This is a genomic window from Cupriavidus oxalaticus (genome assembly GCF_038900635.1).
GTDB lineage: Bacteria > Pseudomonadota > Gammaproteobacteria > Burkholderiales > Burkholderiaceae > Cupriavidus > Cupriavidus oxalaticus_B.
Genome location: NZ_JAYMRX010000021.1, coordinates 69,833 through 84,631, shown reverse-complemented (window position 1 = coordinate 84,631; position 14,799 = coordinate 69,833). Strand labels below are relative to the sequence as shown.

The 14,799-nt window shown below is 66.7% G+C and carries 14 protein-coding genes and 1 tRNA gene; 12 read left to right on the top strand and 3 right to left on the bottom strand.

Translation table 11 applies throughout. The features are described from left to right. The first annotated feature begins 42 nt into the window (after nucleotides 1–42). The 6 genes from hpf (at nucleotide 43) to VSR71_RS26535 (ending at nucleotide 4,576) form a co-directional block, all read left to right on the top strand. Nucleotides 43–393 (top strand): ribosome hibernation-promoting factor, HPF/YfiA family, encoded by a 351-nt coding sequence (gene hpf, locus VSR71_RS26560; RefSeq protein WP_029046778.1) that lies wholly within the window; start codon nucleotides 43–45, stop codon nucleotides 391–393. 367 nt (nucleotides 394–760) lie between these two features. Next, complete coding sequence (gene ptsN / locus VSR71_RS26555; protein WP_029046777.1) at nucleotides 761–1,216, top strand: PTS IIA-like nitrogen regulatory protein PtsN; 456 nt, start codon at nucleotides 761–763, stop codon at nucleotides 1,214–1,216. An 80-nt stretch (nucleotides 1,217–1,296) separates the two neighbouring features. After that, the gene (hprK, locus tag VSR71_RS26550) at nucleotides 1,297–2,268 is read left to right on the top strand and encodes an HPr(Ser) kinase/phosphatase (protein WP_063236682.1); all 972 of its coding nucleotides are present in this window, start codon (nucleotides 1,297–1,299) and stop codon (nucleotides 2,266–2,268) included. A 187-nt stretch (nucleotides 2,269–2,455) separates the two neighbouring features. Next, the gene (locus VSR71_RS26545) at nucleotides 2,456–2,788 is read left to right on the top strand and encodes a PsiF family protein (protein ID WP_342916749.1); all 333 of its coding nucleotides are present in this window, start codon (nucleotides 2,456–2,458) and stop codon (nucleotides 2,786–2,788) included. Nucleotides 2,789–2,910: 122 nt separating this feature from the next. After that, nucleotides 2,911–3,798: an RNase adapter RapZ gene (gene rapZ, locus VSR71_RS26540; protein ID WP_342916748.1), complete on the top strand. Its 888-nt coding sequence runs from the start codon at nucleotides 2,911–2,913 to the stop codon at nucleotides 3,796–3,798. A 109-nt stretch (nucleotides 3,799–3,907) separates the two neighbouring features. Further along, nucleotides 3,908–4,576, top strand: coding sequence for an LON peptidase substrate-binding domain-containing protein (locus VSR71_RS26535; protein WP_342916747.1), 669 nt, complete (start codon nucleotides 3,908–3,910; stop codon nucleotides 4,574–4,576). 15 nt (nucleotides 4,577–4,591) lie between these two features. Here the strand turns inward: VSR71_RS26535 and mutY are convergent, their stop codons facing one another. The 3 genes from mutY to mutM all read right to left on the bottom strand — a co-directional run bounded on the left by mutY (nucleotide 4,592) and on the right by mutM (nucleotide 9,032). Beyond that, entirely contained in the window at nucleotides 4,592–5,764 is a 1,173-nt protein-coding gene (mutY, locus tag VSR71_RS26530; RefSeq protein WP_342916746.1) for an A/G-specific adenine glycosylase, read from the bottom strand. A 155-nt stretch (nucleotides 5,765–5,919) separates the two neighbouring features. Next, nucleotides 5,920–7,869, bottom strand: a complete 1,950-nt coding sequence (locus tag VSR71_RS26525) for a dynamin family protein (protein WP_342916745.1) — start codon at nucleotides 7,867–7,869, stop codon at nucleotides 5,920–5,922. A gap of 278 nt (nucleotides 7,870–8,147) precedes the next feature. Continuing rightward, on the bottom strand, nucleotides 8,148–9,032 hold the full coding sequence (gene mutM / locus VSR71_RS26520; protein WP_342916744.1) for a bifunctional DNA-formamidopyrimidine glycosylase/DNA-(apurinic or apyrimidinic site) lyase: 885 nt from the start codon (nucleotides 9,030–9,032) through the stop codon (nucleotides 8,148–8,150). Nucleotides 9,033–9,172: 140 nt separating this feature from the next. Here mutM and VSR71_RS26515 point away from each other — a divergent pair, with 140 nt between their 5' ends. The 6 genes from VSR71_RS26515 (at nucleotide 9,173) to VSR71_RS26490 (ending at nucleotide 14,666) form a co-directional block, all read left to right on the top strand. Beyond that, nucleotides 9,173–11,134, top strand: coding sequence for a tetratricopeptide repeat protein (locus VSR71_RS26515; RefSeq protein WP_342916743.1), 1,962 nt, complete (start codon nucleotides 9,173–9,175; stop codon nucleotides 11,132–11,134). A gap of 105 nt (nucleotides 11,135–11,239) precedes the next feature. Then, nucleotides 11,240–11,848, top strand: coding sequence for a lipoprotein insertase outer membrane protein LolB (gene lolB, locus VSR71_RS26510; protein ID WP_342916742.1), 609 nt, complete (start codon nucleotides 11,240–11,242; stop codon nucleotides 11,846–11,848). Further along, a complete protein-coding gene (ispE, locus tag VSR71_RS26505) occupies nucleotides 11,845–12,729 on the top strand; it encodes a 4-(cytidine 5'-diphospho)-2-C-methyl-D-erythritol kinase (protein WP_342916741.1) in 885 nt (294 codons plus the stop codon). Before lolB ends, ispE begins: the two co-directional genes overlap by 4 nt. Before the next feature lie 59 nt (nucleotides 12,730–12,788). Further along, nucleotides 12,789–12,865 (top strand) — tRNA-Gln (locus tag VSR71_RS26500). A 97-nt stretch (nucleotides 12,866–12,962) separates the two neighbouring features. Then, nucleotides 12,963–13,916: a ribose-phosphate pyrophosphokinase gene (locus VSR71_RS26495; protein ID WP_209756396.1), complete on the top strand. Its 954-nt coding sequence runs from the start codon at nucleotides 12,963–12,965 to the stop codon at nucleotides 13,914–13,916. Nucleotides 13,917–14,048: 132 nt separating this feature from the next. Further along, a complete protein-coding gene (locus VSR71_RS26490) occupies nucleotides 14,049–14,666 on the top strand; it encodes a 50S ribosomal protein L25/general stress protein Ctc (RefSeq protein ID WP_342916740.1) in 618 nt (205 codons plus the stop codon). The last annotated feature ends 133 nt before the right edge of the window (nucleotides 14,667–14,799 follow it).

The following is a 14,799-nucleotide window of genomic DNA, read 5'->3' as shown; positions in this document are numbered from 1 at the left end:
CCACCGCCTGCCTGGTGAGGCTCTTTCAGAAGGAGAAGCGCTATGAACTTCAAGATCAGTGGACACCACCTTGACATCACGCCGCCGTTGCGTGAGTACGTGGAAACGAAGCTGGAGCGAATCGTCAGGCATTTCGATCAGGTCATTGGCGTTAGCGTGCTGCTCTCTGTCGACAATCACAAGGAAAAGGACAGGCGGCAATATGCGGAAATCAATCTACATCTCAGGGGCAAGGACATCTTCGTTGAAGCGCATCATGAAGACCTGTATGCAGCGATCGACGCACTAGTCGACAAGCTGGACCGTCAGGTACTGCGCTACAAGGACCGCGTGCAAGGCCACGACCGCGAAGCGGTCAAGTACCAGATGGCCGCAGCGCAGATGCAGCAATGAGCGTGCCCGGTGGCCCCGCAGAGGGCCGCTGAATCAAGACTGAACAGGCAAGCCGCGCATAGCGCGGCTTTTTTGCGCCTGCGGCGCTGTGGCGCCAGCGCAAAGGCCTGTCACCCGTTTGAGACGGAGTGTTCGCAACGGCCGCAGCAGGGTGTATGCTGCGCCATACATGCAGAGCCGCATCCTGCCCGCGCCCGGTATAGGTGCGGACGCCCACGGGACGGCGCTGCGCTGCACAATCAGAGGGAGGCCGCTGCTCTATAATGGCCGGACGCCTCGGCGTTGCCGGCGACCGGCAGCCCCTGAGCCCCACACTGCCCGGCGGAACGGCGGATCCGCCCGCTAACTGAACTCCTGCGCATCGCCCATGAATCGTTTGGCCAAATTGCTGCCACCCGGCAACATCACCCTCGACGTCAGCGTCACCAGCAAGAAGCGTGTGTTCGAGCAGGCCGGGCTCCTCTTCGAGAACAATCATGGCGTGGCGCGCGCCACCGTGACCGACAACCTGTTCGCGCGCGAGTCGCTGGGCTCCACCGGACTCGGCGCCGGCGTGGCGATCCCGCACGGCCGCATCAAGGGCCTGAAGCAGCCGCTGGCCGCCTTCATGCGCCTGGCCGAGCCGATCCCGTTCGAATCGCCCGACGGCAAGCCGGTATCGCTGCTGATTTTCCTGCTGGTGCCGGAACAGGCCACGCAGCAGCACCTGGAAATCCTGTCCGAGATCGCGCAGCTGCTGTCGGACCGCGACATGCGCGAAGGGCTGGCGACCTTGCCCACTTCCGAAGCCGTGCACCAGCTGCTGACCGAATGGCATCCCTGATCCCCTGATCTGTCCCGAACGGGCCGGCACAGACCGGACAGGCACAGCGCCTGGCACACCGCCCCACACGTCATACCCGAATGGAACTCACCGGCGTCACCTCCCAGTCCATCTTCGACGACAACGCAGCCGACCTCAAACTCTCATGGGTGGCCGGCCTGGAAGGTGCGGACCGCGCCTTCGACGTGGAATTCGCCCGCGAGGCCACCTCCGCCGCGGACCTGGTGGGCCACCTGAACCTGATCCACCCCAACCGCATCCAGGTGCTCGGCAAGCCCGAGATCACCTACTACCAGCGGCTGGACGACGATATCCGCAAGCGCCAGATGGGCGAGCTGATCCTGCTGGAGCCGCCTTTCCTGGTGGTGGCCGACGGCATGGAGCCGCCGCCCGACCTGGAACTGCGCTGCACGCGCTCTTCCACGCCGCTGTTCACCACGCCGGTATCGTCGGCCGCGGTGATCGACCACCTGCGGCTGTACCTGTCACGTATTTCCGCGCCGCGCGTGACCATGCACGGCGTGTTCCTCGACATCCTCGGCATGGGCGTGCTGATCATGGGCGAATCGGGCCTGGGCAAGAGCGAACTGGGCCTGGAACTGATCTCGCGCGGCCACGGCCTGGTGGCTGACGACGCGGTCGACTTCGTACGGCTCGGGCCGGACTTCATCGAGGGGCGCTGCCCGCCGCTGCTGCAGAACCTGCTTGAAGTGCGTGGCCTGGGCCTGCTCGACATCAAGACCATCTTCGGCGAGACCGCGGTGCGCCGGAAGATGAAGATCAAGCTGGTAGTGCAGCTGGTGCGCCGCAACGACGGCGAGTTCGAGCGCCTGCCGCTCGATTCGCAATACCTCGACGTGCTGGGCCTGCCGATCCACATGGTCAAGATCCAGGTGGCGGCCGGCCGCAACCTCGCCGTGCTGGTCGAGGCCGCGGTGCGCAACACCATCCTGCGCCTGCGCGGCATCGACACGCTGCGCGATTTCATGGACCGCCAGCGCGCCGCGATGCAGGCCGATGCGGTCTCGCGCGGCCAGGGCCGCCTGCTCTGATCGGCTGATTGCGGCTGATTGCCCGCGCAGGCGCTTTCAATTGCTTACAACGGCGGCCTCCCCCGCCGTCAACGCCAGCATCCGGTCTTCCGTTTTGTGCTGTAATGGGCATCGAGCCCATTCCAAGGCCGCCACAAGCCCCTGACACCGTGCGGCCACGATGTTTTCCACACCAAGGAGAGCAAGCATGAAGAAACTGATCGCGATGTGCGCGCTGGTCACCCCGCTGCTGGCATCCGTGGCCTTCGCCCAGTCGGCGTCGGCACCGGCCGCCCCGGCAAAGGACGCCGCCAAGGCGCCCACCGCGCAGCAGGAAAAGATGAAGACCTGCAATGCGCAGGCCGGCGACAAGAAGGGCGACGAGCGCAAGGCGTTCATGAAGGAATGCCTGTCGGCCAAGTCAGACGCGACGCCCAAGACCCAGCAGGAAAAGATGGCCGCCTGCAGCAAGGAAGGCAAGGGCAAGAAGGGCGATGAATACAAGGCGTACATGAAGGAGTGCCTGTCGAAGTCGGCCTGAGGCCAGTCCCCTTCCGGGCAAGCAACGATGGCGAACCGCGAGGTTCGCCATCGTTGTTTCCGCGTCCGCAGTCATCCCGCTGTCATGACGCGGCCATCACGTGATGCTATGCTTCAGTTGCTATGCGCATCATCCTCATCACCGGCATTTCCGGTTCCGGCAAGTCCGTCGCACTGAACGTCCTCGAAGATGCGGGGTACTACTGCGTGGACAACCTGCCGGCGCAGTTCATCCCGGAACTGGCCCGCTACCTCTCCAGCCAGGGCTATACGCATCTGGGCGTTGCCACCGACATCCGCAGCCGCGAGTCGCTCGACCAGTTGCCCGATACCGTGCGTACGCTCGCCGGCGAGCACCAGGTCGAGGTGCTGTTCCTGACGGCCAGCACGGACGCGCTGGTGCAGCGCTACTCGGAGACGCGCCGGCGCCATCCGCTTTCGATCCGTACCGATGGCGGCGTGGTGAGCCCAGGGGGCGAGCCCGCGTTCAACGACACCGCGCTGATGGAAGCGATCGAAATGGAGCGCGAGCTGCTGAGCCCGCTGGCCGAGGCCGCGCACCGCATCGATACCAGCAATGTGCGCACCAATACGCTGCGCAGCTGGATCAAGGAGCTGATCCGCAACGACAGCGAGCGCCTGACGCTGCTGTTCGAATCCTTCGGCTTCAAGCACGGCGTGCCCAGCGACGCCGACATGGTGTTCGACGTGCGCTCGCTGCCCAACCCCTATTACGACCTGGCGCTGCGCCCGCTGACCGGGCGCGACACGCCGGTCATCGATTTCCTGCAGGCGCAGCCGATGGTGCTGGCGATGGCCGAGGATATCCGCGCCTATGTGGAAAAGTGGCTGCCGAGTTTCATCGCCGACAACCGCAGCTACCTGACTGTCGCAATCGGCTGTACCGGCGGCCAGCATCGCTCGGTCTATATTGCGGAAAGGCTTGCCAACTATTTCCGCGCGCATGGTAATGTGCTGGTGAGACACCGAGAGCTCGCGCCGGCGGGCTGACGCCAAGCGTGCGAGCCTACGGGCATCGGCGGCGCGGCGTACGGTCCGGCGGCGCGCCGTTGCTGCATCCTGGCATCCCACTGCATCCCCTTATGCACGCTGGCACCGCATGTCTTCCACCGACCTTTACCGCCCCACCTCGTCCGCCGGGTCCGACCCCGAGCCGCAGACGCTAGACAACCTCCCGCTGTTCCCGCTGCACACCGTGCTCTTTCCCGGTGGACGGCTGCCGTTGCGCGTGTTCGAGGCGCGCTATGTCGACATGGTGCGCAACTGCCTGCGCGACAGCACGCCGTTCGGCGCCTGCCTGATCGAGAGCGGCGACGAAGTGGCGCGGCCAGGCAAGGCGACCGTGCCGGAGACCGTGGGCTGCCTGGCCGACATCGTCGATTGCAACATGGAGCAGTTGGGCGTGCTGCTGATCCGCGCGCGCGGGCGCGAGCGTTTCCAGATCATCAGCCACGAGACCCGCGACGACGGCCTGCTGGTCGCGCGTGCCGAAGTTCTGCCCGCCGATATCATCGACTGCAAGCTCGAACTGCTGGGCGAATGCCTGGACGCGCTGCGCCGGATCGTGACGCGGCTGCATGCCGAGCAGCCCGACCGGATGCCGTTCGACGAACCTTACCTGTGGGACGATCCCAGCTGGGTCGCCAACCGGCTATGCGAACTGCTGCCGGTGCCGCTGAAAGCCAAGCAGATGCTGATGGCGCTGCCTGACGCAGGCATGCGCATCGAGATCGTGCACCGCTACATGCGGCAGAACCACATCGTCTGAGCGGCAGGTTCGGCTTCAGAACAGCCCGCCGCGGGCCTGCTCTTCCAGCAGCCTGCGCACCGGCGCGGGCGTGCCCAGCGCATCGAGATCGTCGAGCGAGAGCCAGCGTTGCGCGGCATCCGTGGCGCTGTCCCGCACCATCACCTCCCCTGTGCCCACATCAACGCGAATCGCGCGAATCAACAGGCGGAAGTGCGTGAAGACATGGGTCAGTTCGCCCGCCATCGCGGCGCGCACGGGAGCGCCGTAGGCGCGGGCGTAGTCGAGCGCGGCGGCTTCGGCGGCTTCCGCATCGAAGGGCACGGTGTCGACCGGCATCTCCGGCAGGCTCCACAGGCCGCCCCAGATGCCGCTGTCGGGGCGCAGCCGCAACAACACTTCACGCTCACGGCGCACCATCAGCATCACCGTGCTGCGCTCGGGGATCGCGGCGCGCGGCTTTGGCGTGGGCAGCACGCCGGTCAACCCTTCGCGGCGCGCAACGCAGTCGGCGGACAGCGGGCACGCGCCGGGATCTGCCAGGCACGCCGGCTTGCCGCGCGAGCAGACCGTCGCGCCGAGGTCCATCAGCCCTTGCGTATAGGCAACCATGTCTTCGGCCTGGCGCGGTCCCGCTGCGGGCAGCGCGATCCCGGCCAGCTGCCACATGCGCGTTTCCACCGCGCGCTCGCCCGGATGGCCATGGATGCCGAAGCAGCGCGCAAACACGCGCTTGACGTTGCCGTCGAGAATCGGCGAGCGCACGCCGGCGCTGAAGGCGGCGATCGCCGCCGCGGTCGAGCGGCCGATGCCGGGCAGCGTCGCCAGCACCGCGGGATCGGTCGGAAAAACGCCGCCGTGCTCGCTGACCACCTGCATGGCGCAGCGGTGCAGGTTGCGCGCGCGCGAGTAATAGCCGAGCCCGGCCCAGAGCGCCATCACCTGGTCGGCAGGCGCGGCGGCCAATGCCTGCACCGTCGGTAGCGTGGCGACAAAGCGCTGGAAATACTCGATCACCGCGCTGACCTGGGTCTGCTGCAGCATGATTTCCGACAGCCAGATGCGGTAGGCGTCGCGCGTGTTTTGCCACGGCAGGTCGTGCCGGCCGTGGACGCGTTGCCAGTCGACGACCCGTGCGCCGAAATCGGGCGGCACGTGGATGTCGTCGGGAATGGCTGCGGTGGCTCGGGGGGCGGACTTGCGGGGCATGGGGTACGGCCAGTGGTGTGAAGCCTGGTGTTGACGACCGGCGTTGCATCGCTCTCGGGGGATGCGAACGTCGTCATAAAAAAAAGCGCCGCTGTGCGCGGCGCTACATGATATACCGGCCCGGAAACCGATTCCCGCCAGCCGCTTCCTTCCCGTCAGGCCACCGCCAGGCTCGCCTGCTCCGTCCCGGTCGCCGGCCGCAGCAACCGCTGCGCAAACCCTTCGATCTTCCCGCTGCGTTCATCCAGCCCGTTCAGCACTTCCTCGAGCTGCGCAATACGGCTTTCCAGCGTATCGGTCGCTTCATGGATGCGCTCGATCGAATCGACGCGCCGGCGCAGCTGCTTCTGGTGCTCGCGCACCTGCGCCTCCAGCGGCGTCATCACCGACTTGAGCCACACCTCGATATCGCGATTCAGGTCGCGGAAGTTTTCCAGCACGCGGCTGGCCATGGTGCTGAATGCGTTCTGCACCAGCTGCGGCCGCGAGCGCGTCAGCATGCTGACCGTGCCGAAGTGCGCATGCACCAGCCGCAGCGTTTCCTGCAGCTCGGCCACGTAGCGCTCGGCGGTGAACTGCATCGGCGCGGGCAGCGTGAAGCCATGCTCGGCATTGAAGCGCCGGTACATGCTTTCGATCAGCTGGTGCAGCTGCCCGATCTTGCTGTCTGCATCGGTCACCAGCGCGGTGAGCTGGGCGAACAGCGCATCCATGTCCTCGCGCAGGCCGCGCGAGAAAAAGCGCTCCTTCATCTGCTCGCGCGCGGCCCGCATGGTCCGGCGCACGTCGCGCAGCTGCAGGCTCTTGATGATGTCGGCGCTGTGGCGGCCGAACACCAGCCGCAGCGCCTGGAACTTGCTGATGCTCTGCTCGAACTCTTCCTTTTCGGCCTGCACGCGCATCAGCATGTGCTTGACCATCGCGTGGTTCTTGCCGCGCAGCCCGCGCAGCTCGAACAGTTGCTCGACGATATCGCGGCGGCGGCTCTGCAGCAGCTGCTGCGCGGCCCGCGCCATGTCCTGCGCCTGGCGCTGAACCTGGTCCGAAACGATATCGCGCCGCCGCGGGATCAGCTGGTCGGACAGCACATGCTCGAACTCCGGCAAGCCGCTGCGCGCCAGCAGCGCGTCGTCGTGCGTGACCTTTGCCACCAGGCCCTTCTGCGCCGACACCGGATAGACACGCGCCTGCTCGATGCCCAGCACCTGCGCCGTGCTCGAGACCTGCCGCCCGATCTCGCTCGCGATCTCGGACGGCTGGCGCAGCGGGTCCCACAGCCCGTCGATCTTGTTGAGCACGGCCAGGCAGCCGCGCCGGTGGCCGGCGTCAACGTGCGTGCGCCACAGCTCGAGGTCGCTCTTGGTCACGCCGGCATCGGCAGCCAGCACGAACACCACCACGTGCGCGTCGGGGATCAGGCGCAGCGTCAGTTCGGGCTCGGTGCCGATCGCGTTCAGCCCCGGCGTGTCGAGGATAACCAGCCCCTGGCGCAGCAGCGGGTGCGGGAAATTGATCACCGCATGGCGCCAGCGCGAGATCTCGACCATGCCCTCGGCATCGACCGCGTATGCGGCATCGGGGTCGCTCTCATGGTAGAGGCCCAGCGCCTCGGCTTGCTGCGGCGGCACGCGCACGGTCTGGACCACGTGCTGGAAGGCTTCGAGCATGCCCTCGGGCGAAGATGGGTCCAGCGGCACCGTATGCCAGTGTGTCGACGGGCCCGCCTCGAGGAAGTCGGCGGTGGACGCGTCCTGCAGCCGCGTTTCGATCGGCAGCAGCCGGATGCAGGGCGGCTCGGCCTCGTCGTAGCGCAGCTCGGTCGGGCACATCGTGGTGCGGCCCGCCGACGACGGCAGGATGCGGCGCCCGTAGTCGGCGAAGAAGATCGCATTGATCAGCTCGCTCTTGCCGCGCGAGAACTCCGCAATGAAGGCGACCTTGAGCCGGTCGCTGCGCAGCACGTTCTGGATGCGCTGCACGCGGTCGTCAGCCTGAGCGTCATACAGGTCGTGCTGCTGCAGCCACGACTGGAATTCGGCCAGGGACTGGAGGACCCCCGTTCTCCAGGCGCCGTATTGTTCGAATTGGTGGGCGAGCGTTGTCATGAGCTGTTCGGCTGACTCGGTTTTTGCCTCGGGGCCGCCGCCGGCGGAGGCGTGCCCGTGTTCCCGCACTGCCGGCCCGCCGCGGTCCTCGGGCGAGCCAATCTGTTCCATTTTTGTAACTTTTTATAACTGCGCACACGATACAGGTTTCCACAGCGGTTTTGTGGAATTCGCGTCCCTCGCGAATGACGTGCGGGCAGAGTGTTGCGCCGAGCCATCGACAATCGCCGCCGGCGCGCATTGTGCGCCACACGGCGCATCTCAACGTCAGCCGCCGGTCAGTGCTGGCACTTGGGACAGTAGAACGTGGAGCGCTGGCCTTGCACGATCTGCCGTACCGGCGTGGCGCAGATGCGGCATGGCTGGCCGGCCCGGTCGTAGACCAGACAATCGAGCTGGAAGTAGCCGCTGGCGCCGTCGCTGCCGACGAAATCGCGCAGCGTGCTGCCGCCCCGTTCGATCGCCTGCGCCAGGGTCTCGCGCACCGCCTGCGCCAGCCGGTCGCAACGCTCGCGGCTGAGGCGGCCGGCCGGCGTGGTCGGCCGGATGCGGGCGCGGAACAGGCTTTCCGACGCGTAGATGTTGCCGACCCCAACCACGATGCCGCCGGCCAGCAAGACCGTCTTGATGGCGGCACTGCGGCCGCGCGTGTGCCGGTGCAGCCAGGCGCCGTCGAAGGCAGCATCGAAGGGCTCGATGCCGAGCGTGCGCAGCAGCGGGTGGGAGGGCAGTTCGTGCTCGGGCAGCGTGGTCCACAGCACCGCGCCGAAACGGCGCGGATCCCGGAAACGCAGCACCAGCGGGCGCCCGGCGCCCTCTGCATCCCCTGCACCCTCGGCAGCAGCGGCCAGCACCATGTCCAGGTGGTCGTGGGCGCCTGGCGGCGGCGCCTGCGGCAACACCCTCAGCGTGCCGGTCATGCCGAGATGCACCAGCAACCAGCCGGCCGGTTCGGCGGGATCGTCGCTGACACACTCGAGCAGCAGGTACTTGCCGCGGCGTTCGATCCGGCGCACCACGCGCTGTGCCAGTCGGGTTTCGAGGTCCGGCTCGACCGGCCAGCGCAGCCCGCGGTGGCGCACCGTCACCGCTTCAATGCGCCGCCCCACCACATGCGGCAGCAGGCCGCGCCGGGTCACTTCGACCTCGGGCAATTCAGGCATCGAACCTCTCCGTTGGTTACCGCTCCAAACTCCTGCCGGCCTTGCTGGCCGTGGGCCAGCGCGCCAAGCAGCGCATTGTAGCGGCAGGCTACAATGCCTTTATCCATTCCTTCGCCAGCGCGCGCCGGAGCACTCGATACATGTCGGACCTGAAGTTGGACCTGACGCCGGACCTGATGCCGGACGCCACATTGCAAGCCTCAAAGTGCGGCATCCGCGCGCACGAGGGGGTATTTTCGCGCACAGCAGGCGTCGCAGGAGCCTTTGCCAGAACCCGTCGCCACGCACGTGCGCTGGGCGCCGCGGCACTGCTCACCCTGGCGGGCGCCGCGCATGCGGCACCCCCGGCCGGCGACGTGCCGCTGCCGCAGCTTGCGCCGATGCAGCTCGCCGCCGCCGACGATGCTCGCCCCGCGGGCAGCACCGGCAAGTCGGCACGCACCCAGCTGCCGTCGCTGGAACTGACCGACGACATCGTCTACATGGTGCTGGCCGCCGAGATTTCCATGCAGCGCGGCCTGGTCGGGCCAGCCTACCGCACTTACCTCGAACTGGCGCGGCAGACGCGCGACCCGCGCTTCGCGCAGCGCGCCACCGAGATCGCCTTCAACGCGCGCATTCCGCAGCAGGCGCTGGACGCGGCCCGGCTGTGGCGTGAAATCTCGCCCACTTCGCCCGCTGCCGCGCAGGTCCTGTCGACGCTGCTGGTGCTGAACGGACGCTGGGACGATGCCCGCCCGCTGCTGCAGCAGCAGCTGGCCGCCGTGCCCGCCAGCCACCGCGGCGACGCCATCCTGCAGATGCAGCAGCAACTGTCGCGCACCAGCGATCCCGCCGGGGCGGCCGCGCTGCTGCAGGAACTGACGCGCAACGATACGAAACTGCCGGAAACCCATGTGGCGCTGGCGCGCGCGCGCGAAATCGCCGGTGACGTGCCGGGCGCGATCGCCGCGCTCGACCAGGCGCTGAAGCTGCGGCCGGGCTATGAGGCCGCCGCGCTGATGGCCGCCGAGCTGCGCGCCGAAAAGGAACCCGACGAAGCCGTCGCCATCCTGAAGCGCTTCCTCGACAAGTCGCCCGATTCGGTCAACGGCCATATCACGCTGGCACGGCTGTACCTGCTGCGCAACGACATGCAGGCGGCACGGCAAGAGTTCGAGACCTTGCGCAAGGTGGCGCCCGCCGATCCCCGCGTGCCGCTGGCGCTGGGGCTGACCAGCCTGCAGGCCAAGAACTACAGCGAAGCCGAGCAATACCTGCAGGAGTACCTGCAGCTGGTAGAGAAGCAACCCACTGCCAATCCCGACATCGCCTACCAGTACCTGGCGCAGATTGCCGAGGAACGTAAGGACTATGCCGGCGCGATCCAGTGGCTGGACCGCATCGAGGACATCCGCCTGGCCCCCGCGGCCACCGCCAAGCGCGCGCAGTTGCTGGCCCGCCTGGGCAAGCTGGACGATGCCCAGGCACTGTTCGGCGAGATGCTTGCCGATGCCGACGAAATCCCCGACCCGGGCCAGCGCGCGCAGCGCGTCATGGCGATCCGCCAGGCCGAGGTGGCCACGCTGATGGAGACCAAGGCCTATGACCGCGCCCGCAAGCTGCTCAACGACCGCGTCGCCGCCGAGCCCGACAATGCCGACTGGATCTACGAGCTGGCCATGCTCGACGAGCGCCAGAAGCGCTACGACAGCATGGAAAAAGGCCTGCGCCGCGTGATCGCGCTGCAGCCGCAGCAGAAGCAGGGCTACAACGCGCTCGGCTATTCGCTCGCCGACCGCAACGAGCGGCTGCCGGAAGCGCGCATGCTGCTTGAACGCGCAACCGAGCTGGGCCCGGACGATCCCTACATCATGGACAGCCTGGCCTGGGTCAAATTCCGCATGGGCGAGCTGCGCCCCGCAGCGGACCTGCTGCGCAACGCCTACTCCAAGGCGCCCGAAGCCGAGATCGGCGCGCATCTGGGCGAGGTGCTGTGGCAGCTCGGCGAGCACGAGGAAGCGCGCAAGACCTGGACCGAGGCCATGCGCATCGATCCCGAGAACGAAACCCTGGTCGATACGCTGCGCAGGTACAAGTTCGACGTGCAGCTGGCCAAGTAAGCAATCCCGTCACCCCGCTTGCCGCGCTTGCGTTGCCAGGCGCGGCACGCGATTTCCGTCAGTCCGGCGGCCGCGGCCGCGCGCCGCCGCTCCACGACCATGCCCATGAATCGAACCAGACGCCTGGCACTGCTTTGCCTGGGCGCCCCGTTGCTGCTGCAGGCGTGCGCCAGCGTGGCACCATCGCGCGGCTTTGATGCCGGGGATTCCAGCGCAAGCCAGCAATACACCGGCCGCTTCTCGGCCAACTACCAGCGCTACGGCCGCGACGAAGGCGTGACCGGAAGCTTCCGCTGGGAAGAGCAAGGCCGCAACGTGCGGCTCGACCTGGTCTCGCCGCTGGGCCAGACGCTGGCGGTGGTCACGGCCACGCCGTCCGGCGCCACGCTGGACCTGCCCAACCAGCCGCCGCGCAATGCGCCCGAGGTCGACACGCTGATGGAAGAGGCGCTCGGCTTCGCGCTGCCGGTGGCCGGCATGCGCGACTGGCTGCACGGCCGCGCCGCGCAGGGATCCCCCGCGCGCACCACGCGCGACGAGCAGGGGCGCCTGTCGACGCTGGCGCAGAACGGCTGGACCGTGCGCTACCTCGCGTGGCAGGACACCCAGCCCGCAAGCACCGCCGCGGCGCTGCCGCGCCGCATCGACCTCGCGCGCGACTCCGGCAGCAATCCGCTGTCGGTGCGGCTCGTCATCGATCCCCAGACGCCATGACCCCTGACCGGACCCCGGCACTGCCGCCGGCCGAACTGCGCGACTGTCCCGCGCCCGCAAAACTCAACCTGTTCCTGCACGTGACCGGGCGCCGCGCCGACGGCTACCACACGCTGCAGACCGTGTTCCAGTTGGTCGACTGGTGCGACACGCTGCATTTCCGCCGGCGCGACGACGGCGTCGTGGCGCGCGTCACCGACGTGCCGGGCGTGCCCGCCGACAGCGACCTCGTGGTGCGCGCCGCGCGCGCGTTGCAGGCGGCTACAGGCACCCCCTTCGGCGCCGACATCGAGATCGACAAGGTGCTGCCGATGGGCGGCGGCATCGGCGGCGGCTCGTCGGACGCCGCGACCACGCTGCTTGCGCTGAACCACCTCTGGGGCCTGGGCCTGTCGCGCGAGGAACTGATGCGCATCGGCCTGGCGCTGGGTGCGGACGTGCCAGTGTTCGTGCTCGGCCGGAACGCATTCGCCGAGGGCGTGGGCGAGCAACTGACCCCGGTGGAGTTGCCCGAAAGCTGGTTCGTGGTCATCCATCCGAAACAACATGTGCCCACGTCTGAAATTTTTTCGGACCAGCGCTTGACAAGGGATACGCCCCTCTCCATAATTGCGGTCTTCGCTGCTCGCACAAACAAATTCGATTTCGGTCGCAACGACCTGGAACCGATAGCAACAGCGAAGTTCGGCGAAGTCGCCCGAGCCCTGGAATGGCTGAAGCAATACAATCAGCATGCCAGGATGACCGGTTCCGGAGCCTGCGTGTTTGCGCGTTTTTCTGACGCAAAGACAGCGCAGCAGGTTTTGGAAAGGTTGCCTCCCGAATGGGACGGCAGGTGTGTCAGGAGTCTGGCAAATCACCCGCTCGCAGCGCTCGCATAGCAAATTATCGTTCGGCGCGGTACGGCAGATTGGTACCACGAAGAACGGCCCGGTTGTGTAGGGGAGTCGCCAAGTTGGTCAAGGCACCGGATTTTGATTCCGGCATTCGAAGGTTCGAATCCTTCTTCCCCTGCCATTACTTCCTATAGTGTCCTAACGGAACACGATATCTTCCAAGTCACCGGCTTCGCCGGTGACACCAAGCTCCCCCAGCAGCAAGACAGGTGCCCCGAATGAGCAGCGAAGGCTTGATGGTATTTACCGGCAACGCCAACCCCAAACTCGCGGAGGCTGTCGTACAGCACCTCGGCATTCCGCTGGGCAAGGCCCAGGTTGGTCGTTTCTCCGACGGTGAAGTCCAGGTTGAAATCCAGGAAAACGTTCGCGGCAAGCACGTCATCGTGCTGCAGTCCACCTGCGCGCCGACCAACGACAACCTGATGGAACTGATGGTGATGGTCGACGCGCTCAAGCGCGCCTCGGCACGCAGCATCACCGCCGCCATGCCCTACTTCGGTTATGCCCGCCAGGACCGCCGCCCGCGTTCGGCGCGCGTGGCGATCTCGGCCAAGGTCGTGGCCAACATGCTGGAAGTGGCCGGTGTCGAGCGCGTGCTGACGATGGACCTGCACGCCGACCAGATCCAGGGCTTCTTCGATATTCCCGTCGACAACATCTACGCATCGCCGGTACTGCTGGGCGACCTGCGCGAGAAGAACTACGGCGACCTGCTGGTGGTCTCGCCGGACGTCGGCGGCGTGGTCCGTGCGCGTGCGCTGGCCAAGGAACTGAACTGCGACCTGGCGATCATCGACAAGCGCCGTCCCAAGGCTAACGTGGCCGAGGTGATGAACATCATCGGTGAAGTCGAAGGCCGCAACTGCGTCATCATGGATGACATGATCGACACCGGCGGCACGCTGTGCAAGGCCGCCCAGGTGCTGAAGGAACGTGGTGCGCTGAAGGTGTTTGCATACTGTACGCACCCGGTGCTGTCCGGCGGCGCCGCCGCCCGCATCGCCGACTCGTCGCTGGACGAAGTGGTGGTGTGCGACACCATCCCGCTGTCCGAAGAAGCAGCCAAGTGCGGCAAGATTCGCCAGCTCTCGACCGCCCCGCTGCTGGCCGAGACCTTCACCCGCATCGTCAAGGGCGACTCGATCATGTCGCTGTTTGCGGGTTCCTGATAGAATTTAAAGCTTTGCTGCGTTGGCCGCCGTATTGCGGCGGCCAACGTGACTTGATCGGCGCTGATTCTCTTGTTTGCGCCGCAACGAGGCTGTCTGGTCGCGGACAGCCTTCTTTACTTTGGAGTCATCATGAAAGTTGTCGCTTTCGAGCGTAGCGTACAGGGTACGGGTGCGAGCCGCCGCCTGCGCAATTCGGGCAAGACCCCCGGCATCATCTACGGCGGCGCCGCCGAGCCGAAGATGATCGAACTGGATCACAACGCGCTGTGGCACGCCCTGAAGAAGGAAGCGTTCCACTCGTCGATCCTGGACCTGGAAGTTGCTGGCAAGTCGGAAAAGGCCCTGCTGCGCGCATTCCAGATGCACCCGTTCAAGCCGCTGGTGCTGCACGTCGATTTCCAGCGCGTGTCGGCCAACGACAAGATCCACGTCAAGGTGCCCCTGCACTTCATGAACCAGGAAACCGCTCCTGGCGTGAAGCTGGGCCACGGCCTGGTCAACCACATCGTCAACGACCTGGAAGTGTCGTGCCTGCCGGCCGACCTGCCTGAGTTCATCGAAGTGGACGTCGGCGCGATGGAACTGGGCCAGACCCTGCACCTCGCCGACCTGAAGCTGCCGAAGGGCGTGACCGTCATCACCCACGGTGACGACAACCCCGCCATCGCCAGCATCTCGCTGCCGGCTGGCGCTGCTTCGGCCGCCGAAGGCGCTGCCGAGGGCGAAGGCGAAACGCCGGCTGCCTAAGCTGCTGCTGCAGCGGGCGCGGCTTCCGCGCCTCGCCACGGAGAAAACCGCCGCCCTTCGCGGCGGTTTTTTTTCGACCCTGCCGAACCGGCATCTGGCTGGATTTTCGGTATCCTTGGCGCCTGTGGCGCAG